Annotated in this window: 12 protein-coding genes; 5 read left to right on the top strand and 7 right to left on the bottom strand. The window is 74.9% G+C overall.

All coding sequences use genetic code 11. From position 1 onward, the window contains the following. Positions 1-196: 196 nt before the first annotated feature. The 3 genes from BKA21_RS04330 (at position 197) to BKA21_RS04340 (ending at position 6,203) form a co-directional block, all read left to right on the top strand. On the top strand, positions 197-2,365 hold the full coding sequence (locus BKA21_RS04330) for a beta-galactosidase (RefSeq protein WP_203793511.1): 2,169 nt from the start codon (positions 197-199) through the stop codon (positions 2,363-2,365). Continuing rightward, positions 2,362-3,852, top strand: a complete 1,491-nt coding sequence (locus tag BKA21_RS04335; RefSeq protein ID WP_140460747.1) for a glycoside hydrolase family 43 protein — start codon at positions 2,362-2,364, stop codon at positions 3,850-3,852. The genes BKA21_RS04330 and BKA21_RS04335 overlap by 4 nt, the downstream gene beginning before the upstream one ends. 62 nt (positions 3,853-3,914) lie before the next feature. Continuing rightward, positions 3,915-6,203: a glycoside hydrolase family 3 C-terminal domain-containing protein gene (locus tag BKA21_RS04340; protein WP_140460748.1), complete on the top strand. Its 2,289-nt coding sequence runs from the start codon at positions 3,915-3,917 to the stop codon at positions 6,201-6,203. Between the two features lie 24 nt (positions 6,204-6,227). On the opposite strand, the gene BKA21_RS04345 is transcribed toward BKA21_RS04340, so the two are convergent. After that, positions 6,228-6,956, bottom strand: coding sequence for a ThuA domain-containing protein (locus BKA21_RS04345; RefSeq protein WP_140460749.1), 729 nt, complete (start codon positions 6,954-6,956; stop codon positions 6,228-6,230). A 69-nt stretch (positions 6,957-7,025) separates the two neighbouring features. Further along, complete coding sequence (locus BKA21_RS04350) at positions 7,026-8,576, bottom strand: GAF domain-containing protein (RefSeq protein WP_140460750.1); 1,551 nt, start codon at positions 8,574-8,576, stop codon at positions 7,026-7,028. A 293-nt stretch (positions 8,577-8,869) separates the two neighbouring features. Between BKA21_RS04350 and BKA21_RS04355 the strand changes: the two genes are divergently transcribed. Next, positions 8,870-9,433 (top strand): TetR/AcrR family transcriptional regulator, encoded by a 564-nt coding sequence (locus tag BKA21_RS04355; protein WP_140460751.1) that lies wholly within the window; start codon positions 8,870-8,872, stop codon positions 9,431-9,433. A 78-nt stretch (positions 9,434-9,511) separates the two neighbouring features. Here BKA21_RS04355 and BKA21_RS04360 read toward each other — a convergent pair whose 3' ends face one another. The 5 genes from BKA21_RS04360 to BKA21_RS04380 are packed head-to-tail and all read right to left on the bottom strand — an operon-like array spanning position 9,512 to position 16,907. Next, entirely contained in the window at positions 9,512-11,632 is a 2,121-nt protein-coding gene (locus BKA21_RS04360; RefSeq protein ID WP_140460752.1) for an alpha-galactosidase, read from the bottom strand. A 4-nt stretch (positions 11,633-11,636) separates the two neighbouring features. Next, the gene (locus BKA21_RS04365; protein WP_140460753.1) at positions 11,637-12,995 is read right to left on the bottom strand and encodes an ABC transporter substrate-binding protein; all 1,359 of its coding nucleotides are present in this window, start codon (positions 12,993-12,995) and stop codon (positions 11,637-11,639) included. Between the two features lie 44 nt (positions 12,996-13,039). Then, complete coding sequence (locus BKA21_RS04370) at positions 13,040-13,942, bottom strand: carbohydrate ABC transporter permease (RefSeq protein ID WP_203793510.1); 903 nt, start codon at positions 13,940-13,942, stop codon at positions 13,040-13,042. Beyond that, positions 13,939-14,865 (bottom strand): carbohydrate ABC transporter permease, encoded by a 927-nt coding sequence (locus tag BKA21_RS04375; RefSeq protein ID WP_140460754.1) that lies wholly within the window; start codon positions 14,863-14,865, stop codon positions 13,939-13,941. Before BKA21_RS04375 ends, BKA21_RS04370 begins: the two co-directional genes overlap by 4 nt. After that, positions 14,862-16,907, bottom strand: coding sequence for a beta-galactosidase (locus BKA21_RS04380; RefSeq protein ID WP_140460755.1), 2,046 nt, complete (start codon positions 16,905-16,907; stop codon positions 14,862-14,864). Before BKA21_RS04380 ends, BKA21_RS04375 begins: the two co-directional genes overlap by 4 nt. Positions 16,908-17,073: 166 nt before the next feature. Between BKA21_RS04380 and BKA21_RS04385 the strand changes: the two genes are divergently transcribed. Beyond that, the gene (locus tag BKA21_RS04385; protein ID WP_239072916.1) at positions 17,074-18,096 is read left to right on the top strand and encodes a LacI family DNA-binding transcriptional regulator; all 1,023 of its coding nucleotides are present in this window, start codon (positions 17,074-17,076) and stop codon (positions 18,094-18,096) included. Positions 18,097-18,207: the final 111 nt, after the last annotated feature.

An 18,207-nucleotide genomic window follows, 5' to 3' on the forward strand; every position in this document is an offset into this window, starting at 1 on the left:
ACACCCTAGCGCGAGGCCGCGCACGGACATCCTGATCGGCGGTACCGAAGCGTATGGGCCTGTTCGCCGCGACCTCTTGCTGAATCGTATGAGTCGATGTCAGCATGGCACCAGCCCGCCCGCCGACGCACGGCACGGGTGCACCGCCCGTCCGCGCCCCCGGCGCCGCGGGCACCGCTCGCGAGAGAGACCGACGATGCTCTTGACTCCCGACCCCGCACGCCCGCACCTGCTGTTCGGCGCCGCCTACTACGCCGAGTACCAGCCGTCCCCCCGCCTCGACGAGGACCTCGACCTCATGGCCGAGGCCGGGTTCACCGTGATCCGCGTCGGCGAGTCGGTGTGGTCGACGTGGGAGCCCGAGGAGGGGCGGTTCGACCTCGACTGGCTCGAGCCCGTGCTCGACGGCGCGCACGCCCGCGGCATCGGCGTGGTCCTCGGCACCCCCACCTACGCGGTCCCGCCCTGGATGGCGCGGCTGCACCCCGAGATCGCGGGCGACACCGCGACCGGGACGCCCATGCGCTGGGGCATGCGCCAGGAGGTGGACTTCACCCACCCCGCGTTCCGCTTCTACGCCGAGCGCCTCGTGCGCGCCATCGTGCGCCGCTACCTCGACCACCCCGCCGTCGTGGGGTACCAGGTCGACAACGAGCCCGGCATCCGCCTGCTGCACAACCACGGCGTCTTCCAGCGGTTCGTCGACCACCTGCGGCACACCTACGGCACCGTCGAGCACCTCAACGAGGCGTGGGGGCTCGTCTACTGGTCGCACCGGCTCTCGACCTGGGCGGACCTGTGGGTGCCCGACGGCAACGCCCAGCCGCAGTACGACCTGGCCTGGCGCCGGTTCCAGGCGCAGCTCGTCACCGACCTCATCGGCTGGCAGGCGCAGATCGTCCACGACGAGGTGCACGCCACCCACCCGGACCGCTTCGTCACCACCTGCCTGTCGTACGACCAGGTCGGCGTCGAGGACGAGCGGCTGGCCGCGCGCCTGACCGTCGCCGCGGGCAACGCGTACCACGAGACGCAGGACGCCCTCGCGCACCCGTTCCGCGAGCCCATGGCCCCGGGGTGGATCGTGCGCGGACCGTGGGCGGTCTACCAGCTCGCCGACCTCATGTGGTCCTCCCGCCAGGAGCCGTTCCTCGTCACCGAGACCAACGCGGGCTCGATCGGGTTCGGCGCCACCCCCGGGGTCGTGCCCTACGACGGCCAGTGGCGGCAGGCCGCGTGGGCGCTGGTCTCGCGCGGGGCCCGCATGGTCGAGTACTGGCACTGGCACACGCTGCACTTCGGCACCGAGACGTTCTGGGGCGGGGTGCTCCCCCACGACCAGCAGCCCGGGCGCGCGTACCGCGAGATCGCCCGCCTCGGCGCCGAGCTGGGCACGGCCTCCGACCTGCTCGTCGGCGCCGTGCCCGACGCCGACGTCGCCCTGCTGTACTGCTCCGACTCGCGCTGGGCGCTGGGGTTCGGGCCGACCGCGCCGCTGCCGGACGCCGCCGGCTGGGGCGACCCGGACGCCTACCGCCGCCTCGTCCTGCCGTTCTACCGCGGCGCGTTCGACGCAGGGCTCCAGGTCAACACCGTGCGCCCCGCCCAGCTCTTCGGCAGCCGCGAGACCGGGCCGCACGCCCGCGCCGGCGAGGACCCCGCGGCGTTCGCGGCCCGGCGCCCCGTGCTCGTCGTCGTCGGCCTCTACACCGCGACCGACGCCGAGCTGACCTGGCTGGCCGACTACGCGCACGCCGGCGGGCACCTGGTCCTCGGGCCGCGCACCGGGTACGCCGACGCGGAGGCCCGGGCCCGCCGCGAGGTCAAGCCGGCGCTGCTCGCGCAGGCCGCCGGCGTGCGGTACCAGGAGTCCGCGAGCCTGACCCGCCCGGTGCCCGTCCGGGGCACCGCCGGCCTCGACGTCCCGGCCGGCGCGACCGCGACGGCCTGGGTCGACCACCTCGAGCCCGACGGCGCCGACGTGCTCGCGGGCTACGACGACCCGCACCTGGGCGCGTGGGCGGCCGTGACCACGCGCGCGCACGGCGCCGGGCGGATCACGGTCGTCGGCACCGTCCCCGACCAGGACCTCGCCCGCACGCTGCTCGCGGGCACCGTCGCCCGGCCCGCCGCGGGCGCGTGGGACGCGCTGCCGGCCGACGTGCGCGCCACGACCATGACCACCGCCGACGGGCGGACCCTGCACGTGCTGCACCACTGGGGGTGGGGCGACGTGGAGGTCGCCGCTCCCCCGGCCCCCCTCGTCGACGTGCTCGACGGCCGCCCGGTCGGCGCCGTCGTGCCCCTGGGCCCGTGGGACGTCCGCGTGCTCGTCGACACCCCGCACCCCGGAGGCACCCGATGACGACCGACCTGCGCAACCCCACCGTCGCGGGGTTCCACCCCGACCCGTCCGTCGTGCGCGTCGGCGAGGACTACTGGCTCGCGTGCTCGACGTTCGAGTACCTGCCCGGCATCCCCGTGCTGCACAGCCGCGACCTGACCACCTGGACGCGTGTGGGCCACGTCGTCACGCGCCCCGACCAGCTCGCGGTGGCGCACGTGCCGACCGGCGGCGGCGCGTGGGCACCGACCCTGCGCCACCACGACGGGCTGTTCTGGGTCGCGGTCACCGACGCCCTCGGGCGCGGCACGCTGCTGTTCACCGCGCAGGACCCGGCCGGGCCGTGGAGCGACGGGACGGTCGTCGAGGTCGACGGCATCGACCCCGACCTCGCCTGGGACGAGGACGGCACCTGCTACCTCACCTACTCGGCGCTGCGCCTGACCGGCGACCGGGTCGGCGCGCACGACGGCATCGAGCAGGTCCGCATCGACCCCACGACCGGGCGCGCGCTGGAGACGCCCCGGTCGCTGTGGTCCGGCACCGGGCTGATGTTCCCCGAGGCGCCGCACCTGTACCGGCACGACGGCTGGTGGTACCTCGTGATCGCCGAGGGCGGCACCGAGCGCGGGCACAGCGTCTCGGTCGCCCGCAGCACCCGCCCCGACGGGCCGTTCGAGGGCGCGCCGACCAACCCCGTGCTGTCCGCCCGCAGCACCAGCCGGCCCGTGCAGAACACCGGGCACGGCGACCTCGTGCAGACCCCCGACGGCGGGTGGGCGATGGTGCTGCTCGGCATGCGTACCCGCGGCGCGACCCGCGGGTTCTCCCCGATGGGCCGGGAGACGTTCTCCACGCACGTGAGCTGGCAGGACGGCTGGCCGGTCGTCGACCCCGTGGAGCTGACCGCACCCGGGGCCGGCTCCTTCCGGGACGACCTGGACGGCGCCGTCCCCGACGGGGAGTGGATCGGCCTGCGGCGCACCCCCGCCGAGCTCATGGACCTCACCACCCGACCCGGTCACGCGCTGCTGCGCGGCGAGGGCACCGACCTCGACGACCCCCGCGCGGTGTTCGTCGGCATCCGTCAGGCGCACCACCGCTCCCGGTTCGCCGCGCAGGTCGACGCTGCCGACGGCCTCGGCGGCGTCGCCGTCCGCTACGACGAGCTGCACCACTACGACGTCGAGCTCGGGCGGGGCACCGTCGTCGCCCGCGGGCGCGTCGCGGGCATCGCCCAGACCTGGTCGGCGCCCGCACCCGACGGGCCCGTCACGCTGTGGGTCGAGACGGAACCGGTCACCGACGTCGGCTTCGCGTCGATGACCTCCGACGTCGTCCGCCTGGGCTTCGACGGCCCCGACGGCCGCGTCGAGCTCGCCGCCCTCGACGGCCGCTACCTCACCGCCGAGACCGCCGCGTCCTTCACCGGCCGCGTCGTCGGCCTGTACGCCGTCGAGGGCGAGGTCGTCGTCGACGGCGTCACCTACGACGGCCGCGACGACTGACCCGCGAACCCTCCCCCGTCCGCCCGTCCGGTCCCGCACGGACCGCAGCCCAGGAGCACCCCATGACGACCGCAGAGACCACGCCGACCCCGACCGCCGGCAGCACCCCGAGCACCGACCCCGCGGCCCTGCTGGCCGAGATGACCCTGGAGGAGAAGGGCGCGCTGCTCGACGGCGCGGACTTCTGGCACACCGAGCCGGTCCCGCACCTGGGCGTGCCGTCCCTGCTGGTCACCGACGGCCCGCACGGGCTGCGCAAGCAGGTCGAGGGCGGCGACCACCTCGGCCTGACCGACTCCGTGCCCGCGACGTGCTTCCCGCCCGCGGCCGGCCTGGCCTCGTCGTGGGACGTCGACCTGGCCCGCCGGGTCGGCGAGGCGCTCGGCGCGGAGTCGCGCGCCGAGGGCGTCGCGGTGCTGCTCGGCCCCGGCGTCAACATCAAGCGGTCCCCGCTGTGCGGGCGCAACTTCGAGTACCTGTCCGAGGACCCGTTCCTCGCCGGGCGGCTCGCGGCCGGGCTCGTCGAGGGCGTGCAGCGCCAGGGTGTCGGGGCGTCGCTCAAGCACTTCGCGGTCAACAACCAGGAGACCGACCGCATGACGGTCTCCGCCGACGTCGACGAGCGCACGCTGCGCGAGATCTACCTGCCGGCGTTCGAGCACGTGGTGCGTGAGGCCCGGCCGTGGACGGTGATGTGCTCGTACAACAAGGTCAACGGCGTGTACGCGTCGCAGGACCCGTGGCTGCTGACCCGGGTGCTGCGCGAGGAGTGGGGCTTCGACGGGCTCGTCGTGTCCGACTGGGGTGCGGTCGACGACCGGGCGGCGGCCGTCGCGGCCGGGCTGGACCTGGAGATGCCGTCGTCCGGGGGCGCGGGCACCCGGCGCGTGCTCGACGCGGTGGCCGCGGGCACGCTCGCCGAGGCCGACGTCGACCGGGCCGCGCGGCGCGTGCTCGAGCTCGTCGCCAGGGCGCAGCCCGGCCTGGCCGCGGGCGGGACCGTCGACCTCGACGCGCACCACGCCCTCGCGCGCGAGGCGGCCACCGCGAGCGCGGTGCTGCTGCGCAACGAGGGTGGTCTGCTGCCGCTGGACCCGGAGCACGGCGGCACGGTGGCCGTGGTCGGCGAGCTCGCGCGCAGCCCCCGCTACCAGGGGGCCGGCAGCTCGCAGGTGAACCCGACGCGCCTGGACGACGCGCTGGGCGCGCTGCGGGCGGGGCTCGCGGGGCGGCGCGAGGTCGTGTTCGCCCCCGGGTACGTGGTCGAGGAGGAGGCGGGCGACCCGGTGCTGGTGGCCGAGGCCGTCGCGGCGGCGCGGGACGCCGAGGTGGTGCTGCTGTTCCTGGGGCTGCCGGCGTCGTACGAGTCGGAGGGCTACGACCGGGCGCACACCCGCCTGCCGGACGCGCAGGTGGCGCTGCTGGAGGCGGTCGCGGCGGTCAACCCCGACGTCGTGGTCGTGCTGTCCAACGGGTCGGTGGTGACGATGCCGTGGCTGCACCGCACCCGGGCCGTGCTGGAGGGCTGGCTGCTGGGGCAGGCGGGCGGCTCCGCGGTCGCGGACCTGCTGCTGGGACGGGCGGACCCGTCGGGCCGGCTGGCGGAGACGGTCCCGCTGCGCGAGCTGGACACCCCGACGGTGGGGGCGTTCCCCGGCGAGCTCGGGCACGTGCGCTACGCCGAGGGCCTGCTCGTGGGGTACCGCTGGTACGACACGCGCGGCCTGGACGTGGCCTTCCCGTTCGGGCACGGGCTGTCGTACACGACGTTCGCGTGGTCGGACGCCGCGGTCGAGGTGGTCGACGCCGCGGCCGGCCGGGTCGACGTGCACGTCACCGTGACGAACACCGGCGACCGGGCCGGGACGGAGACGGTCCAGGTGTACGTCGCCGACCCGGTGAGCGCCGTGGCGCGGCCCGCGCAGGAGCTCAAGGGCTTCGCGCGGGTGCCCCTGGCGCCGGGCGAGAGCCGCCGGGTGCGGGTCGCGCTCGACGACCGGTCGTTCGCGTGGTGGCACACCGCCCGCGGCACGTGGGTCGTCGAGGGCGGGGCGTTCGAGGTGCGGGTCTCGGCGTCGTCGCGGGACGTGCGGGCGCGGCTGACGGTCGAGCTGCCGGGCGTCGACGTGACCGAGCCCGTGGGCCCGGCCTCGACGGTCGCCGCGTGGCTGGCGGACCCGCAGGCCGGCCCCTGGTTGCGCGAGCGGCTGGCCGGCAGCGGGTTCGCGACGCTGCTGGAGGACGGCCAGCACGGGGAGATGATGCGCGCGATCCCGCTCGTGCGGCTGAGCCGGTTCCCCGGGTTCCCCGTGGCCGAGGACGCGCTGGCGGGGCGGCCCGGCGCCTCCTGAGGGGCCGGGCCTCCGGACGGGGTGTCAGCCCGGGGCGTCGACGAGCCAGCGGACGGTCCGTCGGACGAGGTCGCGGCGCCCCGGGCTCGCCCAGGAGCGCACGTCGTGCCCGAGCGCGTCGTAGACGACCCGGCCGGGCCCGGGCGCGACCCAGACCACCGGGTGGTCGACGCCCTCGTGCCGGGTCGTGAGCAGGACGTGCGCGGCCGGGTCGACGTCGAGGTCGAGGTACTGCTCGTCGACCGCCTCGACGGCGCCGAGCCCGGCCGTCACCGGGTGCTCGGGGTCGGCGACGTCGAACCGCGCGGTGCCCAGCGGCGGGTGCCAGGACACGTCGTCGACCCAGCGCCCGCCCAGGAGCCGCGACCAGCCGGGTGCGTCGTGGAAGGCGTTGGCGGACGCGTGCAGCGCGAGCAGCGGCACACCGTCCGCGACGAGGCCGGCCAGCGCGGCGTGGAACCCGGACCAGGCCGCGTCGTCGCCGTCGAAGCCGGGGTCGACGCGCCCGGTGCCGGCGACCACGACGAGCAGGTCGGGCCGGCCGACCTCACGGGTGGCGAGCCCGTCGGGGCCGAGGAGGCCCGGTGCGGTGCCGTGCACCGCCGGTGCCAGCCCGGCGTCGACGAGCAGCGGGTGCAGGCGCCCCGCGGTCGCGGCGGTGTCGTGCCAGGGGTCGGCGTACCGCCCCCGGCCGACGAGGACGAGCGCCCGCCGGGTCGGAGCCGCGGGGGCGCGGAGCTGCTGGTGGCCCATGCCCCGTTTCCTACCAGGCACGGCCTCGCCAGCCCCGGCGACAGGGCGGGCGCGGCCGCTCCGGCCTCGTCAGTTGAGGATCGCGCGCGTCACCGCGACCTGCTCGGTCAGCACGGAGCCGATGACGTTCTGGGTCTCGTTGATGCGCTCGACGACGTCGCGGATCCCCGCGAGCGACGCGACGGCGGTCGCGACCTGGCGCTGGATGGCGCCGACCTTGTCGCCGACCTCCGTCGTCGCCGTGGCCGTCTCGTTGGCGAGCTCCTTGACCTCGTTGGCGACGACCGCGAACCCGCGACCCGCCTCACCGGCACGGGCGGCCTCGATGGTCGCGTTCAGGGCGAGCAGGTTCGTCTGCGCGGCGATGGTCTGGATCGTCTTGACGACCTGGCCGATCTCCTCGCTCGACCGGCCCAGACCGGCGACGTCCTGGTCGGCCTCCAGCACGAGCCGCTGACCGTCGGCCGCCACGGACGTGGCCGCGACGACGTTGCGCTCGACCTCCTCGATCGACGTGACGAGCTCCTGGCCGGCCACGCGCAGACGGTCGGCGGACGCGAACCGGCTCAGGGACTGGCCGATGAGGAACGCCGTGTTCTGCAGCGCCGCGCGCCGGCCGGGCGTCAGGTCGATCGTCTCGAGGACGAAGAAGTCCATGGTCCCGACGATGGCGCCGTCGACGATGATCGGCAGGCAGACGCCGGACTTCACCCCGGCGGCCCGCGCGGCGGGGGCACGCACGCAGTCGGTCACCTCGGCCAGGTCGGGCACGAACACGAGCTCGCGCGCCCTCCAGGTGCGGCCCGCGAGGCCGACGCCCTCCGCGAACGACGCCTCGCGGGTCACCCGGCGGAACTCCGGCCCCGCGTCGCCGGACTCCTGCGAGAACCGCAGGACCCGGTCGACCTCGTCGATCGCCCAGAACGACCCGTACGCCCAGCCGAAGCCCTCGCGGACGGCGTCGAGCGCCCCGCGCAGCGCGGCGTCCGCGGTGGTGGCGGCCGTCACGGTCTGCAGGACGGCCGTCGTGGCCTCGGTGTCGCGCGCCGACTCCGCCTGCACCTCGGCCACGACGAGGCGCTCGAGGGTCTGCGAGACGAGGGTGCCGACGCTCTCGAGCACCGACAGCCGCGCCGGGTCGAGGTCGAGGACCTCGGTGGTGAAGAAGTCCATCGTGCCGGCGACCTCGCCCTCGACGAGGATCGGGAAGCAGACGCCCGACCGGACGCCGGCGCGCTGCGCGGCGGGGGCGCGCACGCAGTCCGTCAGCTCGCCGAGGTCACGGACGCTGACCAGCCCGCGGGTCCGCCAGGCACGGCCGGACAGGCCGACGCCCTCGGCGAACGACGCGGTCCGGGTGACCTTGCGGAACTCCTCGCCCGCGTCGCCGGACTCGGCGGCGAAGCGCAGCACGCGCGCCTCGCGGTCGACGGCCCAGTACGACCCGTAGGCCCAGCCGAACTGCTCGCGCACGACCCGCAGCGCAGCGCCGACACCGGCCTCGAGCGTGCGGGCGCCTGCGAGCGCCTGGACGACCTCGGTCAGGGCGGCGACGTCGGCGTGCGCGCGGGCCGTCTCGTCGGTGAGGCGCGCGACGTGCGCACGGGTGCTGGAACGCATGAGGGTCCTCCTGGGGCGGCTTGGACGGGCGTCCGACTGGATCCGTCTTCCTGTGTGTCGGTCATGTGAACCCATGCACACACATGAACCGTGGGCGAAGACGGTCCGTGTCCCTCGTCCGACACGTCGCAGAACGGGCGTCCCACGCATACCGGGGCCGGTTCATCACCCGCGGCCGGAAGGTCAGCCAGCACCGTGACACCGGCGGTGACGACCGGTGTGACCTGAGCCACGCCCGAGGTTCACCCGCACCCGACGAGGCCTGTCCCCGGGGCCGTCGTTAGCCTGCCGTCATGACCCAACGACGCGACGCCCGGCTCAACCGTGCGCGCCTCGTCGCCGCCGCCGAGGAGGTGTTCGAGACGCACGGGTCCGCCGTGTCGCTCGACCTCGTCGCGGAGCACGCCGGTGTGGGGCGGGCCACCCTCTACCGGCACTTCCCCGACCGGCCCGCGCTCGTCGCCGCCGTGTTCGACGCCCGCGTCGACGCCCTCGAGCGGCGGGTGGCCGGCATGCCGGGCGCGGACGCCCTGCACCTGCTGGTGCACGCGATCGGTGCCCGCCAGGTCGCCTCGCCCGGGCTGCTGACCACCGTGCGCCGCTCGCAGGACGGCGTCGCCCACCTCGAGGCGGTCACCGTGCGTGTGCGGGGGCTGCTCGCCCGCGCGCTGGCGGACGCGCACGCCGCGGGGGCCGCCCGCCCGGACGCGACGACCGCCGACGTCATGCTCGTGTTCGCGATGCTCGAGGGCGTGGTCGCGCTCCGGGGTCCCGACGAGGCGGCGGCGGCCGTGGAGCGCGCGGCCGACCTGGCGCTGCGCGGGATCCTGCACGCGGGCGTCCCCGCGCGACGCTGACCTGCCCGACGCCGACCCCGCCCGACGCTGACCGCGCCGGCCCCGCGGCACACGAGCCGCGCCCCGGGGCCGGCGTGGTCAGGCGTCGAGAGCCGTCAGGTGCAGGACCGCGGCCTGCTGCGGGGCCAGCAGGGGGCGGGCCAGCCCGGTCTGCTCGAGCACGCGGCCGGGCAGCACGACGTCCCGGCCCGCGAGCACGTCCGCCCACCACGCGGGGGGCGCGTCGCCGACGGTGAGCGGCGCACCCGCGCCGAGGTCGACGTGCGTCACCCGGTAGGACCGCGCCGGGTCGAGGCCGGGCACGCGCGCCGGGGCGGGCAGGGCGGCCTGCGGCGCGGCCAGCGCGACCAGCGCGACGACGGCCTCCGAGCGGTCCGCCGCGACCACGCCGTGCACGGCCAGCGCGGGGTCGGGGACCTCGGCCCGCACGACGGTGCCGGTGTGCAGCAGGCCGCGCAGCCGCCGGTACGCCTGCGCCCACACGGTGACCGCGGCGAGCTCGGCGGGTTCGGAGCGGGTCAGGTCGCCCTCGATGCCGGCGTGCCCGAACAGGGAGGTCGCCAGGCGGAACCCGAGGTCGCTGGTGCGGCCCGTGGTGTGCGCGCGGGCGTCGCCGAGGTGCGCGCCCAGGTGCTCGGGCGGCAGGAGCAGCGTCGACCAGCGGTGGATCTCCTGGCGCTCCAGCGGGTCGTTGGTGTCCGAGGCCCAGAACCGGTCGACGCGCTCGGCGACGCCCAGGTCGACGCGGCCGCCGCCGGACGCGCAGGACTCGATCTCCACGTCGGGGAACCGCGCGCGCAGCGCGTCGAGCATCCGGTACAGGGCAGCGGTCTGCGCGTGGGCGCCGGGGGCCAGCAGGTCGCGGTTGTGGTCCCACTTGAGGAACCGCACGGGGTACTCCTCGAGCAGCGCGACGAGCGCGTCGTGCACGTGCGCCCACGCCCCGGGGTGCGCGAGGTCGAGCACGCGCTGGTGGCGCCACTCCAGCGCGGCCGGGCGGCCGAGCACCCAGTCGGGGTGCGCACGGGCCAGGTCGGAGTCGGCGCTGACCATCTCGGGCTCGACCCACAGGCCGAGCTCCATGCCGGCGGCCGTGACGCGCTGCGCCAGCGGGTGCAGGCCGTCGGGCCACACGTCGGGGTCGACGGTCCAGTCGCCGAGGGACGTGCGGTCGTCGCGGCGCCCGCGGAACCAGCCGTCGTCGAGGACGAACCGCTCCACGCCGACGCGCGCGGCGACGTCGACGAGCCGCGACAGCGTGGGCAGGTCGTGGTCGAAGTACACGGCCTCCCACGTGTTGAGCACGAGGGGCCGGGGGCGCAAGGGCCCGCGCCGACGCCGGTGGCGGGCGTGCAGGCGGTCGCTGAGCCCGTCGAGACCGTCGCCGGACCAGGTGGCCACCAGCCACGGAGTCGTCAGGTCCTCCCCCGGGGCGAGGGTGGTCTCGCCGGGGGCCCAGAGCTCACCGCCGCCGAGCGCGGACGGGCCCAGCGGGGAGCGCTCGGACCACAGCCGGCGGTCGCCGCTCCACGCGCAGTGCACGGACCAGACCTCGCCGGTGCGGGTGCCGAACCCGGGGGTCCCGGCGACGAGCAGGTAGGCGTCGTCGTGGCCGGGGCGGCCGTGCCGGCCCTCGCGCAGCCACACCCCGTGCCCCGGCAGCAGGCGCTGCTGGCGGCGCTCGTGGCTCCACAGGCCGGTGTGGTCGGCGAGCTCGCGGGCGCGGTCGGGCACGGGCAGCACCACGTCGAGGGTCTGCACGTGCAGGGGGCCGTCGCCGGTGTTCGCCAGGGTGTGGCGCACGGTCAGCACGCCCTCGGGCGCCAGGCGCACCTCGGTGCGCACGGCCACGGCGGCCGCCGGGTCGGCGGTGCGGACGTCGAGCACCTGGTCGCCGTCGTCGTCGCGGACCTCCACGGCGGTCGTCGCGAGCGCGACGTCGAGGGGGCCGGCGGCGCGGTGCACGGCCAGACCGGGCTGACCGGACCAGCCCTCGGCGAGGGTCGGCACGAGGGACAGCCGCAGCGGGACGTCGATCGAGCTCGGCGGCACGGCGGGGAGGACCGCCCCGGCGAGCGCGTCGAGCGCGTCGGCCGGCAGGGGCCCGAGGTCGGCCCCCCAGTGCAGGACCGACGGCACCTGCGTGCCGGGGGCGTCGACCACGAGGCTCACGCCCCCGGCACGCAGGTGGTGGATCATCGCGTCACTGCTTCACGGGGATGGCCTGGGCCTCGAGGGCCTCGACCGTGGAGGACTGGGCCGCCTCGAGCGCGTCCAGGAGCGTGCCCTGGCCGGTCGCGGCCTCCTTGAAGCCGTCCGAGACGTCGGTGTAGACCTGCGTCATCGTCGGGCCCCACACGAAGTCCGGGTTGACCTGCGCGGACGCCTCGGCGAACACGTCGTAGATGGCCTGGCCGCCGTAGAACTCGACGCCCTCCTTCAGGACCGGCAGCTCGAGCCCGGCGGTGGTGGCCGGGTAGATGTTGGCCTCCTCGTTGAGGATGGTCAGCGCCTCCTCGGACGTGTTGAGCCACAGCGCGAACTTCGTGGCCTCGTACAGGTGCTCGGTGCCCTTGAAGACCGCGGTGGACGAGCCGCCCCAGTTGCCGGCGGCGGTGCCGCCGTCCTCCCACTGCGGCATGGGCGCGACGGCCCACTTGCCAGCCGTGTCGGGCGCGCCCGACGCGATGGAGTTGGCGCCCCAGACCGCGGAGACCCAGGTCCAGACCTCGCCGGAGTTGTAGGCGTTGTCCCACTCGGGGGTCCACGCCGGGTACGTCGCGACGAGGTCGTCCGACATCAGGCCCTGCCAGTAGTCGGCGACCTGCGTCGAGGCGTCGTCGGCCAGCGTGACCGACCAGCCGTCGGCGTCGTTGGCGAACCACTGCCCGCCGGCCTGCCACACGAAGCCCGCGAACTGGTTGACGTCCGACTGGGAGAAGTTGGTGATGTACCCGTCGAGCTCACGGATCTGCTCCGCGGCCGCCTGGTACTCCTCCCACGTGGTCGGCACCTCGATGCCGTTCTCCTCGAACAGGTCGGCGCGGTAGAACAGCGCCATCGGGCCGGCGTCCTGCGGGACGGCCCAGACCGACTCCTCGTCGCCGAGGGTGACCTGGCCCCAGGTCCAGTCGACGAACTGCTCCTGCGCGGCGACGACGTCGGCGCAGGCCGACAGGTCCTCCAGGCCGTCCTGGACGCGGAAGTTCGGCAGCGCGTCGTACTCGATCTGGCCCAGGTCGGGCGCGTTGCCGGCCTCGAGCTGGTTGAAGAAGTTCTGGTAGGTGCCGGAGTTGCCGTTGGGGCCGGTCTGGACCGTCACCTGGATGTCGGGGTTGGCCTCGTTCCACGTCTCGACGGCGGTCTCGATGCCGGGGATCCAGGACGTGAAGCTCAGCTCGACCGTGCCCTCGGACGGCTCGCAGGCCGCGGCGTCGGCGCCGCCGGCGGCGGTGTCGTCACCGGTCGAGCACGCCGCGAGCGTGCCGATCAGGAGGGAGGAGGCGAGGAGGGCGACGGTGCCCGTCCGCGTGCGCTGGTGCATGGGGGTTTCCTTCTTCATCGAGGGATGGGACGTACTGCTGCTGGGGGTGTGGTCGGGGGGTGTCACTTGACGGAGCCGGCGCCGAGGCCGCCCCGCCAGAACCGCTGCAGCGCGAGGAACGCGACGACGAGCGGGATGATCGACAGCAGGGCGCCGACGAGCACGAACGTGTTGAGCTCGGGGATCTGGTTGACCTGGGAGTTCCAGGTGTAGAGCCCGAACGTCACGGGGAACTTGCGCTCGTCGCGCAGCATGATCAGCGGGAGGAAGAAGTTGTTCCAGATCGCGACGAACTGGAAGAGGTAGACGGTCACCAGGGCCGGCACCATGAGCCGCACCGACACCCCGAAGAACGTCCGGATCTCGCCGGCGCCGTCGAGGCGGGCGGCCTCGATGAGCTCGTCGGGCACGCTCGCCGCGGCGTAGATCCGCGACAGGTACACCCCGAACGGGCTGACGATGCTCGGCAGCAGCACCGACCAGTACGTGTCGGTGAGGTCGACCGCGGAGAAGATGAGGAACAGCGGCAGCGCGAGCGCCGTCGCGGGCACGAGCACCCCGCCGAGGACGACGTTGAACAGCGCCTCCCGGCCGCGGAACTGGTACTTGGCCAGCGCGTACCCGCACATCGAGGCGAGCAGCGTCGCGACCGCGGCACCGACGCCGGCGTAGAGCAGCGAGTTGCCCATCCACTGCCCGAACAGCCCGTCCCGGTACGTCAGGACGTCGCGGACGTTGTCGACCAGGTGCAGGTCGGCGAACCACAGGGGGTTGGTGCCGAGGACGTCGCCGCGGGTCTTGGACGACGCGACGAGCAGCCACCACAGCGGGAACAGGAAGTACCCGGTGAAGACCACCATGACCGTCATCGCGGCGATCCGCGGGACCACCGGGGTGCGGACCGAGCGGCCCGGTGCGCTGGCCGCCGCGGCGCTGCGCGCGGGGCGGGCCTGGAGCGTGGTCATCGCGCCTCCTTGCGCTGGGACAGCTTGAGGAACCCGAACGACAGCACGAACGTCATGAGGGCCAGGACCACGGAGAACGCGGCGGCCAGCGACGTGTTCGGCACGGCCGACGTCGCGTAGACGGTCATGTTCGGGGTGAACGTGCTGGTCACGGCCGAGCTGAAAGACCGGAAGACCTGCGGCTCGGCGAGCAGCTGGAGCGTGCCGATGATGGAGAAGATCGCGGTCAGCGAGATGGCGGGCATGACCATCGGGACCTTGATCGACAGCGCGATGCGCGCCTGGCCGGCGCCGTCGAGCACGGCGGCCTCGGACACCTCCCCGGGGATCGCCAGCAGCGCCGAGTAGATGATCAGCATGTTGTAGCCGACGTAGACCCACGTCACGACGTTGGCGATCGCCCACAGCACGAGGTCGGCACCGAGGATCGGCACGTTGGCGGTCAGGGCCGTGAACGGCGACAGGCGCGGGGAGTACAGGAAGCCCCACATGATCGCGGCGATGACGCCGGGCACCGCGTACGGCACGAAGTACGCCAGGCGGAAGAACTTCTTGCCGCGCACCAGCGGGGAGTCCAGCAGCAGCGCGAACAGCAGCGCCAGGCCGAGCATGACCGGCACCTGCACGACGCCGAACAGCAGCACGCGGCCGACGGACTCCCAGAACGCCTCGTTGCGGAAGACGGCCTCGTACTGCACGAGCCCGCCGAACACCTGCCGGGCCGCGCCGAACGTGCCGTCGCGCTCGACCGTGAGCAGCGACTGCCAGACCGCGGCGGCGATCGGCACGACGTAGAACAGGGTGAACAGCAGCCCGAACGGGGCGACGAAGAAGGCGATCGCCTTCCCGTAGCGCCGCGGCGCGCGCCGGGTGGCCCGGCCGGGGGCCGGGGGCCGCGCGAGCGCGGCGGGGGCGGTGGTCATCGGACGGGCTCCTCTCGCAGGACGCGGACCGCGCGCGCCGGGACGACGAGCGTGTCGCGGACTGCGGCGTCCGTCACGAGCTCGTGGCCCCGGGCGGGGACGGTCACGTCGTCCGCTCCGTGGTTGACGACGAAGGTCCAGGTGGTCGAGTCGCGGGTGCGCACGACGCGCTCGACGCCCGCGGCGGCCAGGTCGGGGTCGGTGGCGACACCGGCGTCCGCGCACAGCCGGGCGGCCAGCGCGGCCCCCGACGCGGCGTCCAGCGACGTGGCCAGGTACCAGGCGCTGCCCCGCCCGACGGTGCGGCGCGTGAGGGCGGCCTCCCCGGCGGCGGGCCCGTCGGCGAACCGGGCGAGCACGTCCGCGTCGACGACCTGCGAGCGCTCGCTCCACAGCGCGGCCCGCGAGCCGTCGTCGAGCGTGAGCACGGTGCCGGGCAGCACGGGGGCGAACTCCTCGACGCGCACGCCGAGCAGGTCCCGGTACGCGCCGGGGTACCCGCCGAGCCGCACGGCGTCGCGCTCGTCGGCGATGCCCGACCAGAACGTCACGAGCGCGGTGCCGCCGTCCTCGACGAACCGCGTCAGGTGCGCGGCGTCCGCGTCGGACACCAGGTACAGGGCGGGGACGACCACGAGCCGGTACCCCGTCAGCGGGTCGGCCGGGGAGACGACGTCGACGGTCACGCCCTGCGCACGCAGCGCCCGGTAGGCGTCGAGCACCTGCTCCCGGTAGCGCACGGCCGTCGAGGGGCGGTTGTCGCCGTCGGCGGCCCACCACGCCTCCCAGCTGAACAGCACGGCGACGTCGGCCACGACGCGCGAGCCCGCGACCTCGTCGAGCCGGTCGAGGGTCGCCCCCAGGTCGACGACGTCGCGCCACTGCCGGGTGTCGGTGCCGGCGTGCGGCACGAGGGCCGAGTGGAACTTCTCCGCGCCCTGCGTGGAGGCCCGCCACTGGAAGAAGCAGACCGCGTCGGCGCCGCGCGCCACGTGCGTCAGGGAGTTGCGCACCATCTCCCCCGCATCCTTGGCGAGGTTGACCGGCTGCCAGTTGACCGCGCCGGTGGAGTGCTCCATGAGCAGCCACGGGTCGCCGCCGGCCAGGCCGCGCGTGAGGTCCGCGCTGAACGCGAGCTCGGTGGTCGGGTCCGCGAGCCGGTGGTCGAGGTAGTGGTCGTTGGCCACGACGTCGACGTGCGGGGCCCAGGACCAGTAGTCGAGGGTGCGGATGTGGTCGGTGACCATGAAGTTCGTCGTCACGGGCACGGCGCTGCGGGCGCGCAGCACGGCCGTCTCGGCCTGGAGCTGGCCGAGCAGCTCCGCGGAGGAGAACCGGTGGAAGTCCAGGACCTGGCCGGGGTTGCGCGTCGAGACCGTCGCCCGGGGCGGGAGGACCTCGTCGAACGAGGAGTACCGCTGGCTCCAGAAGGACGTGCCCCAGGCGTCGTTGAGCGCCGCGACGTCGCCGTAGCGCTCGGCCAGCCAGCGGCGGAACGCGTCGGCGCTGACGTCGCACCAGCACAGGGCGTTGTGGCAGCCCAGCTCGTTCGACACGTGCCACAGCGCGAGCGCGGGGTGGTCGCCGTAGCGGTCCGCGACCTGGGCGACGAGGGCGAGCGAGCGCTCGCGGTACACCGGCGACGACGGGCACCACGCCTGCCGCCCGCCGGGCCAGCGCCGCGTGCCGTCGACCGCGACGGGCAGCACCTCGGGGTGCAGCGTGGTCAGCCACGGCGGCGTGGAGGCGGTGCCGGTGCCGAGGTTGACGCGCACGCCGGCGGCGGCCATGAGGTCCATGACCTCGTCGAGGTCGGTGAAGTCGTAGCGGCCGGGCGACGGCTCGAGCTGGGACCAGCCGAACACGTTGATCGCGACGAGGTCGACGCCGGCCTCCTGCATGAGCCGGGCGTCCTCGCGCCACGTGGCGCGGTCCCACTGCTCGGGGTTCCAGTCGCAGCCGAACGCGACGCCGGTGTGGCGGAAGCGGGGGCGGTGACCGGCGGGGGCCGGAGCCGTCGTGGGGTCGACGGTCGTCGTCATCGTGCGCAACTCCTTTGTGTGTGCACGTGCACACATCGACCCGACGCGTCATGCACGTCGGGGTGTGTGCACGTGCACACATTAAGCACGAGCCACGGGCCGGTCAACGCCGGAGAGCCCCTTCCGTCCCGATGTCACCCGTCCGTGCGTCGCTACAGTGACGCTCGTGACCGCCTCCCCCCTCCCCCGCAAGCGTGCGACCGTGCACGACGTGGCGCGCGAGGCCGGCGTCTCCCGCGGCACGATCAGCCGCATGCTCAACGGCGACGGGTACGTCTCCGCCGACGCCCGCGAGCGCATCGAGGCCGCGATCCGCAAGGTCGGCTACGTGCCCAGCACCACCGCGCGCAACCTCGTGCGGCAGCGCACGAACGCGGTCGGCTTCGTCGTGCACGAGCCGCACGCGCTGTTCCTCGAGGATCCCAACATCGGCGCGATCCTGCTCGGTGCGAACGAGGCGCTGTCGGAGGCCGACCACCAGATGGTCTGCCTGGTCGTGGGCTCGGAGCGCGACGCGGAGCGCGTCGGGCGGTACCTGCGCGGGGGCTTCGTCGACGGCTGCGTCGTGGTCTCGGCCCGCGAGCACGACCCGATCACCGCCGTGGTGCGGGCCGCGCAGCTGCCCGTCGCGTTCGTCGGCCACCCGCCGGACCTGCAGGACATGTCGTGGGTCGGCATCGACAACGTCGCGTCCGCGCACGAGATCACGTCCCGGCTGCTGGCGACGGGGCGGCACCGGGTCGCGATGATCGCGGCCGCGCTCGACCGCGACTCCGGCGCCGACCGCCTCGCGGGGTTCCGGCAGGCCCTGGGCGACCGGTTCGACGCCGGCCTGGTGGCCCGGGTCGAGCACTACGCGTACTCGGACGGGGTGCGGGCGATGACGGAGCTGCTCGATCGGGCCCCGGACGTCGACGGGGTGTTCGCCGCGTCCGACGCCCTCGCCGCGGGCGCGCTGGAGGCCCTGCTGCGTGCGGGTCGCCGCGTGCCGCAGGACGTGGGGGTCGTCGGGTTCGACGACTCCGCGTGGGCCACCCGGTGCACGCCGCCGCTGTCGACCGTGCGCCAGCCGGCCGAGGGCCTGGGCCGCGCGGCGGCGCGCAGCGTGCTGGCCCAGATCGCCGGCGAGCAGCGCGCACCGGCGGCGATCCTGCTGGACACCCCGGTGGTCTGGCGCGCGAGCGCCTGAGGCCCTGCGCGGCGGGTGATCTTTGCCGCCCGCGCCGCACCGGCGACCCCCCGGCGGCGGCCCCGCTGATACGTCACGACGTGCGAGGTCCTGCCTGCACCCGCGCACCCC

Origin of the sequence: Cellulomonas oligotrophica, assembly GCF_013409875.1 — a bacterium.
Classification (GTDB): Bacteria; Actinomycetota; Actinomycetes; order Actinomycetales; family Cellulomonadaceae; genus Cellulomonas; species Cellulomonas oligotrophica.

Bases quoted from the DNA above. Each gene is read 5' to 3' on its own strand.
- BKA21_RS04330 (WP_203793511.1), top strand. From the start codon at position 197: ATGCTCTTGACTCCCGACCCCGCACGCCCGCACCTGCTGTTCGGCGCC.
- BKA21_RS04335 (WP_140460747.1), top strand. From the start codon at position 2,362: ATGACGACCGACCTGCGCAACCCCACCGTCGCGGGGTTCCACCCCGAC.
- BKA21_RS04340 (WP_140460748.1), top strand. From the start codon at position 3,915: ATGACGACCGCAGAGACCACGCCGACCCCGACCGCCGGCAGCACCCCG.
- BKA21_RS04345 (WP_140460749.1), bottom strand. From the start codon at position 6,956: ATGGGCCACCAGCAGCTCCGCGCCCCCGCGGCTCCGACCCGGCGGGCG.
- BKA21_RS04350 (WP_140460750.1), bottom strand. From the start codon at position 8,576: ATGCGTTCCAGCACCCGTGCGCACGTCGCGCGCCTCACCGACGAGACG.
- BKA21_RS04355 (WP_140460751.1), top strand. From the start codon at position 8,870: ATGACCCAACGACGCGACGCCCGGCTCAACCGTGCGCGCCTCGTCGCC.
- BKA21_RS04360 (WP_140460752.1), bottom strand. From the start codon at position 11,632: ATGATCCACCACCTGCGTGCCGGGGGCGTGAGCCTCGTGGTCGACGCC.
- BKA21_RS04365 (WP_140460753.1), bottom strand. From the start codon at position 12,995: ATGAAGAAGGAAACCCCCATGCACCAGCGCACGCGGACGGGCACCGTC.
- BKA21_RS04370 (WP_203793510.1), bottom strand. From the start codon at position 13,942: ATGACCACGCTCCAGGCCCGCCCCGCGCGCAGCGCCGCGGCGGCCAGC.
- BKA21_RS04375 (WP_140460754.1), bottom strand. From the start codon at position 14,865: ATGACCACCGCCCCCGCCGCGCTCGCGCGGCCCCCGGCCCCCGGCCGG.
- BKA21_RS04380 (WP_140460755.1), bottom strand. From the start codon at position 16,907: ATGACGACGACCGTCGACCCCACGACGGCTCCGGCCCCCGCCGGTCAC.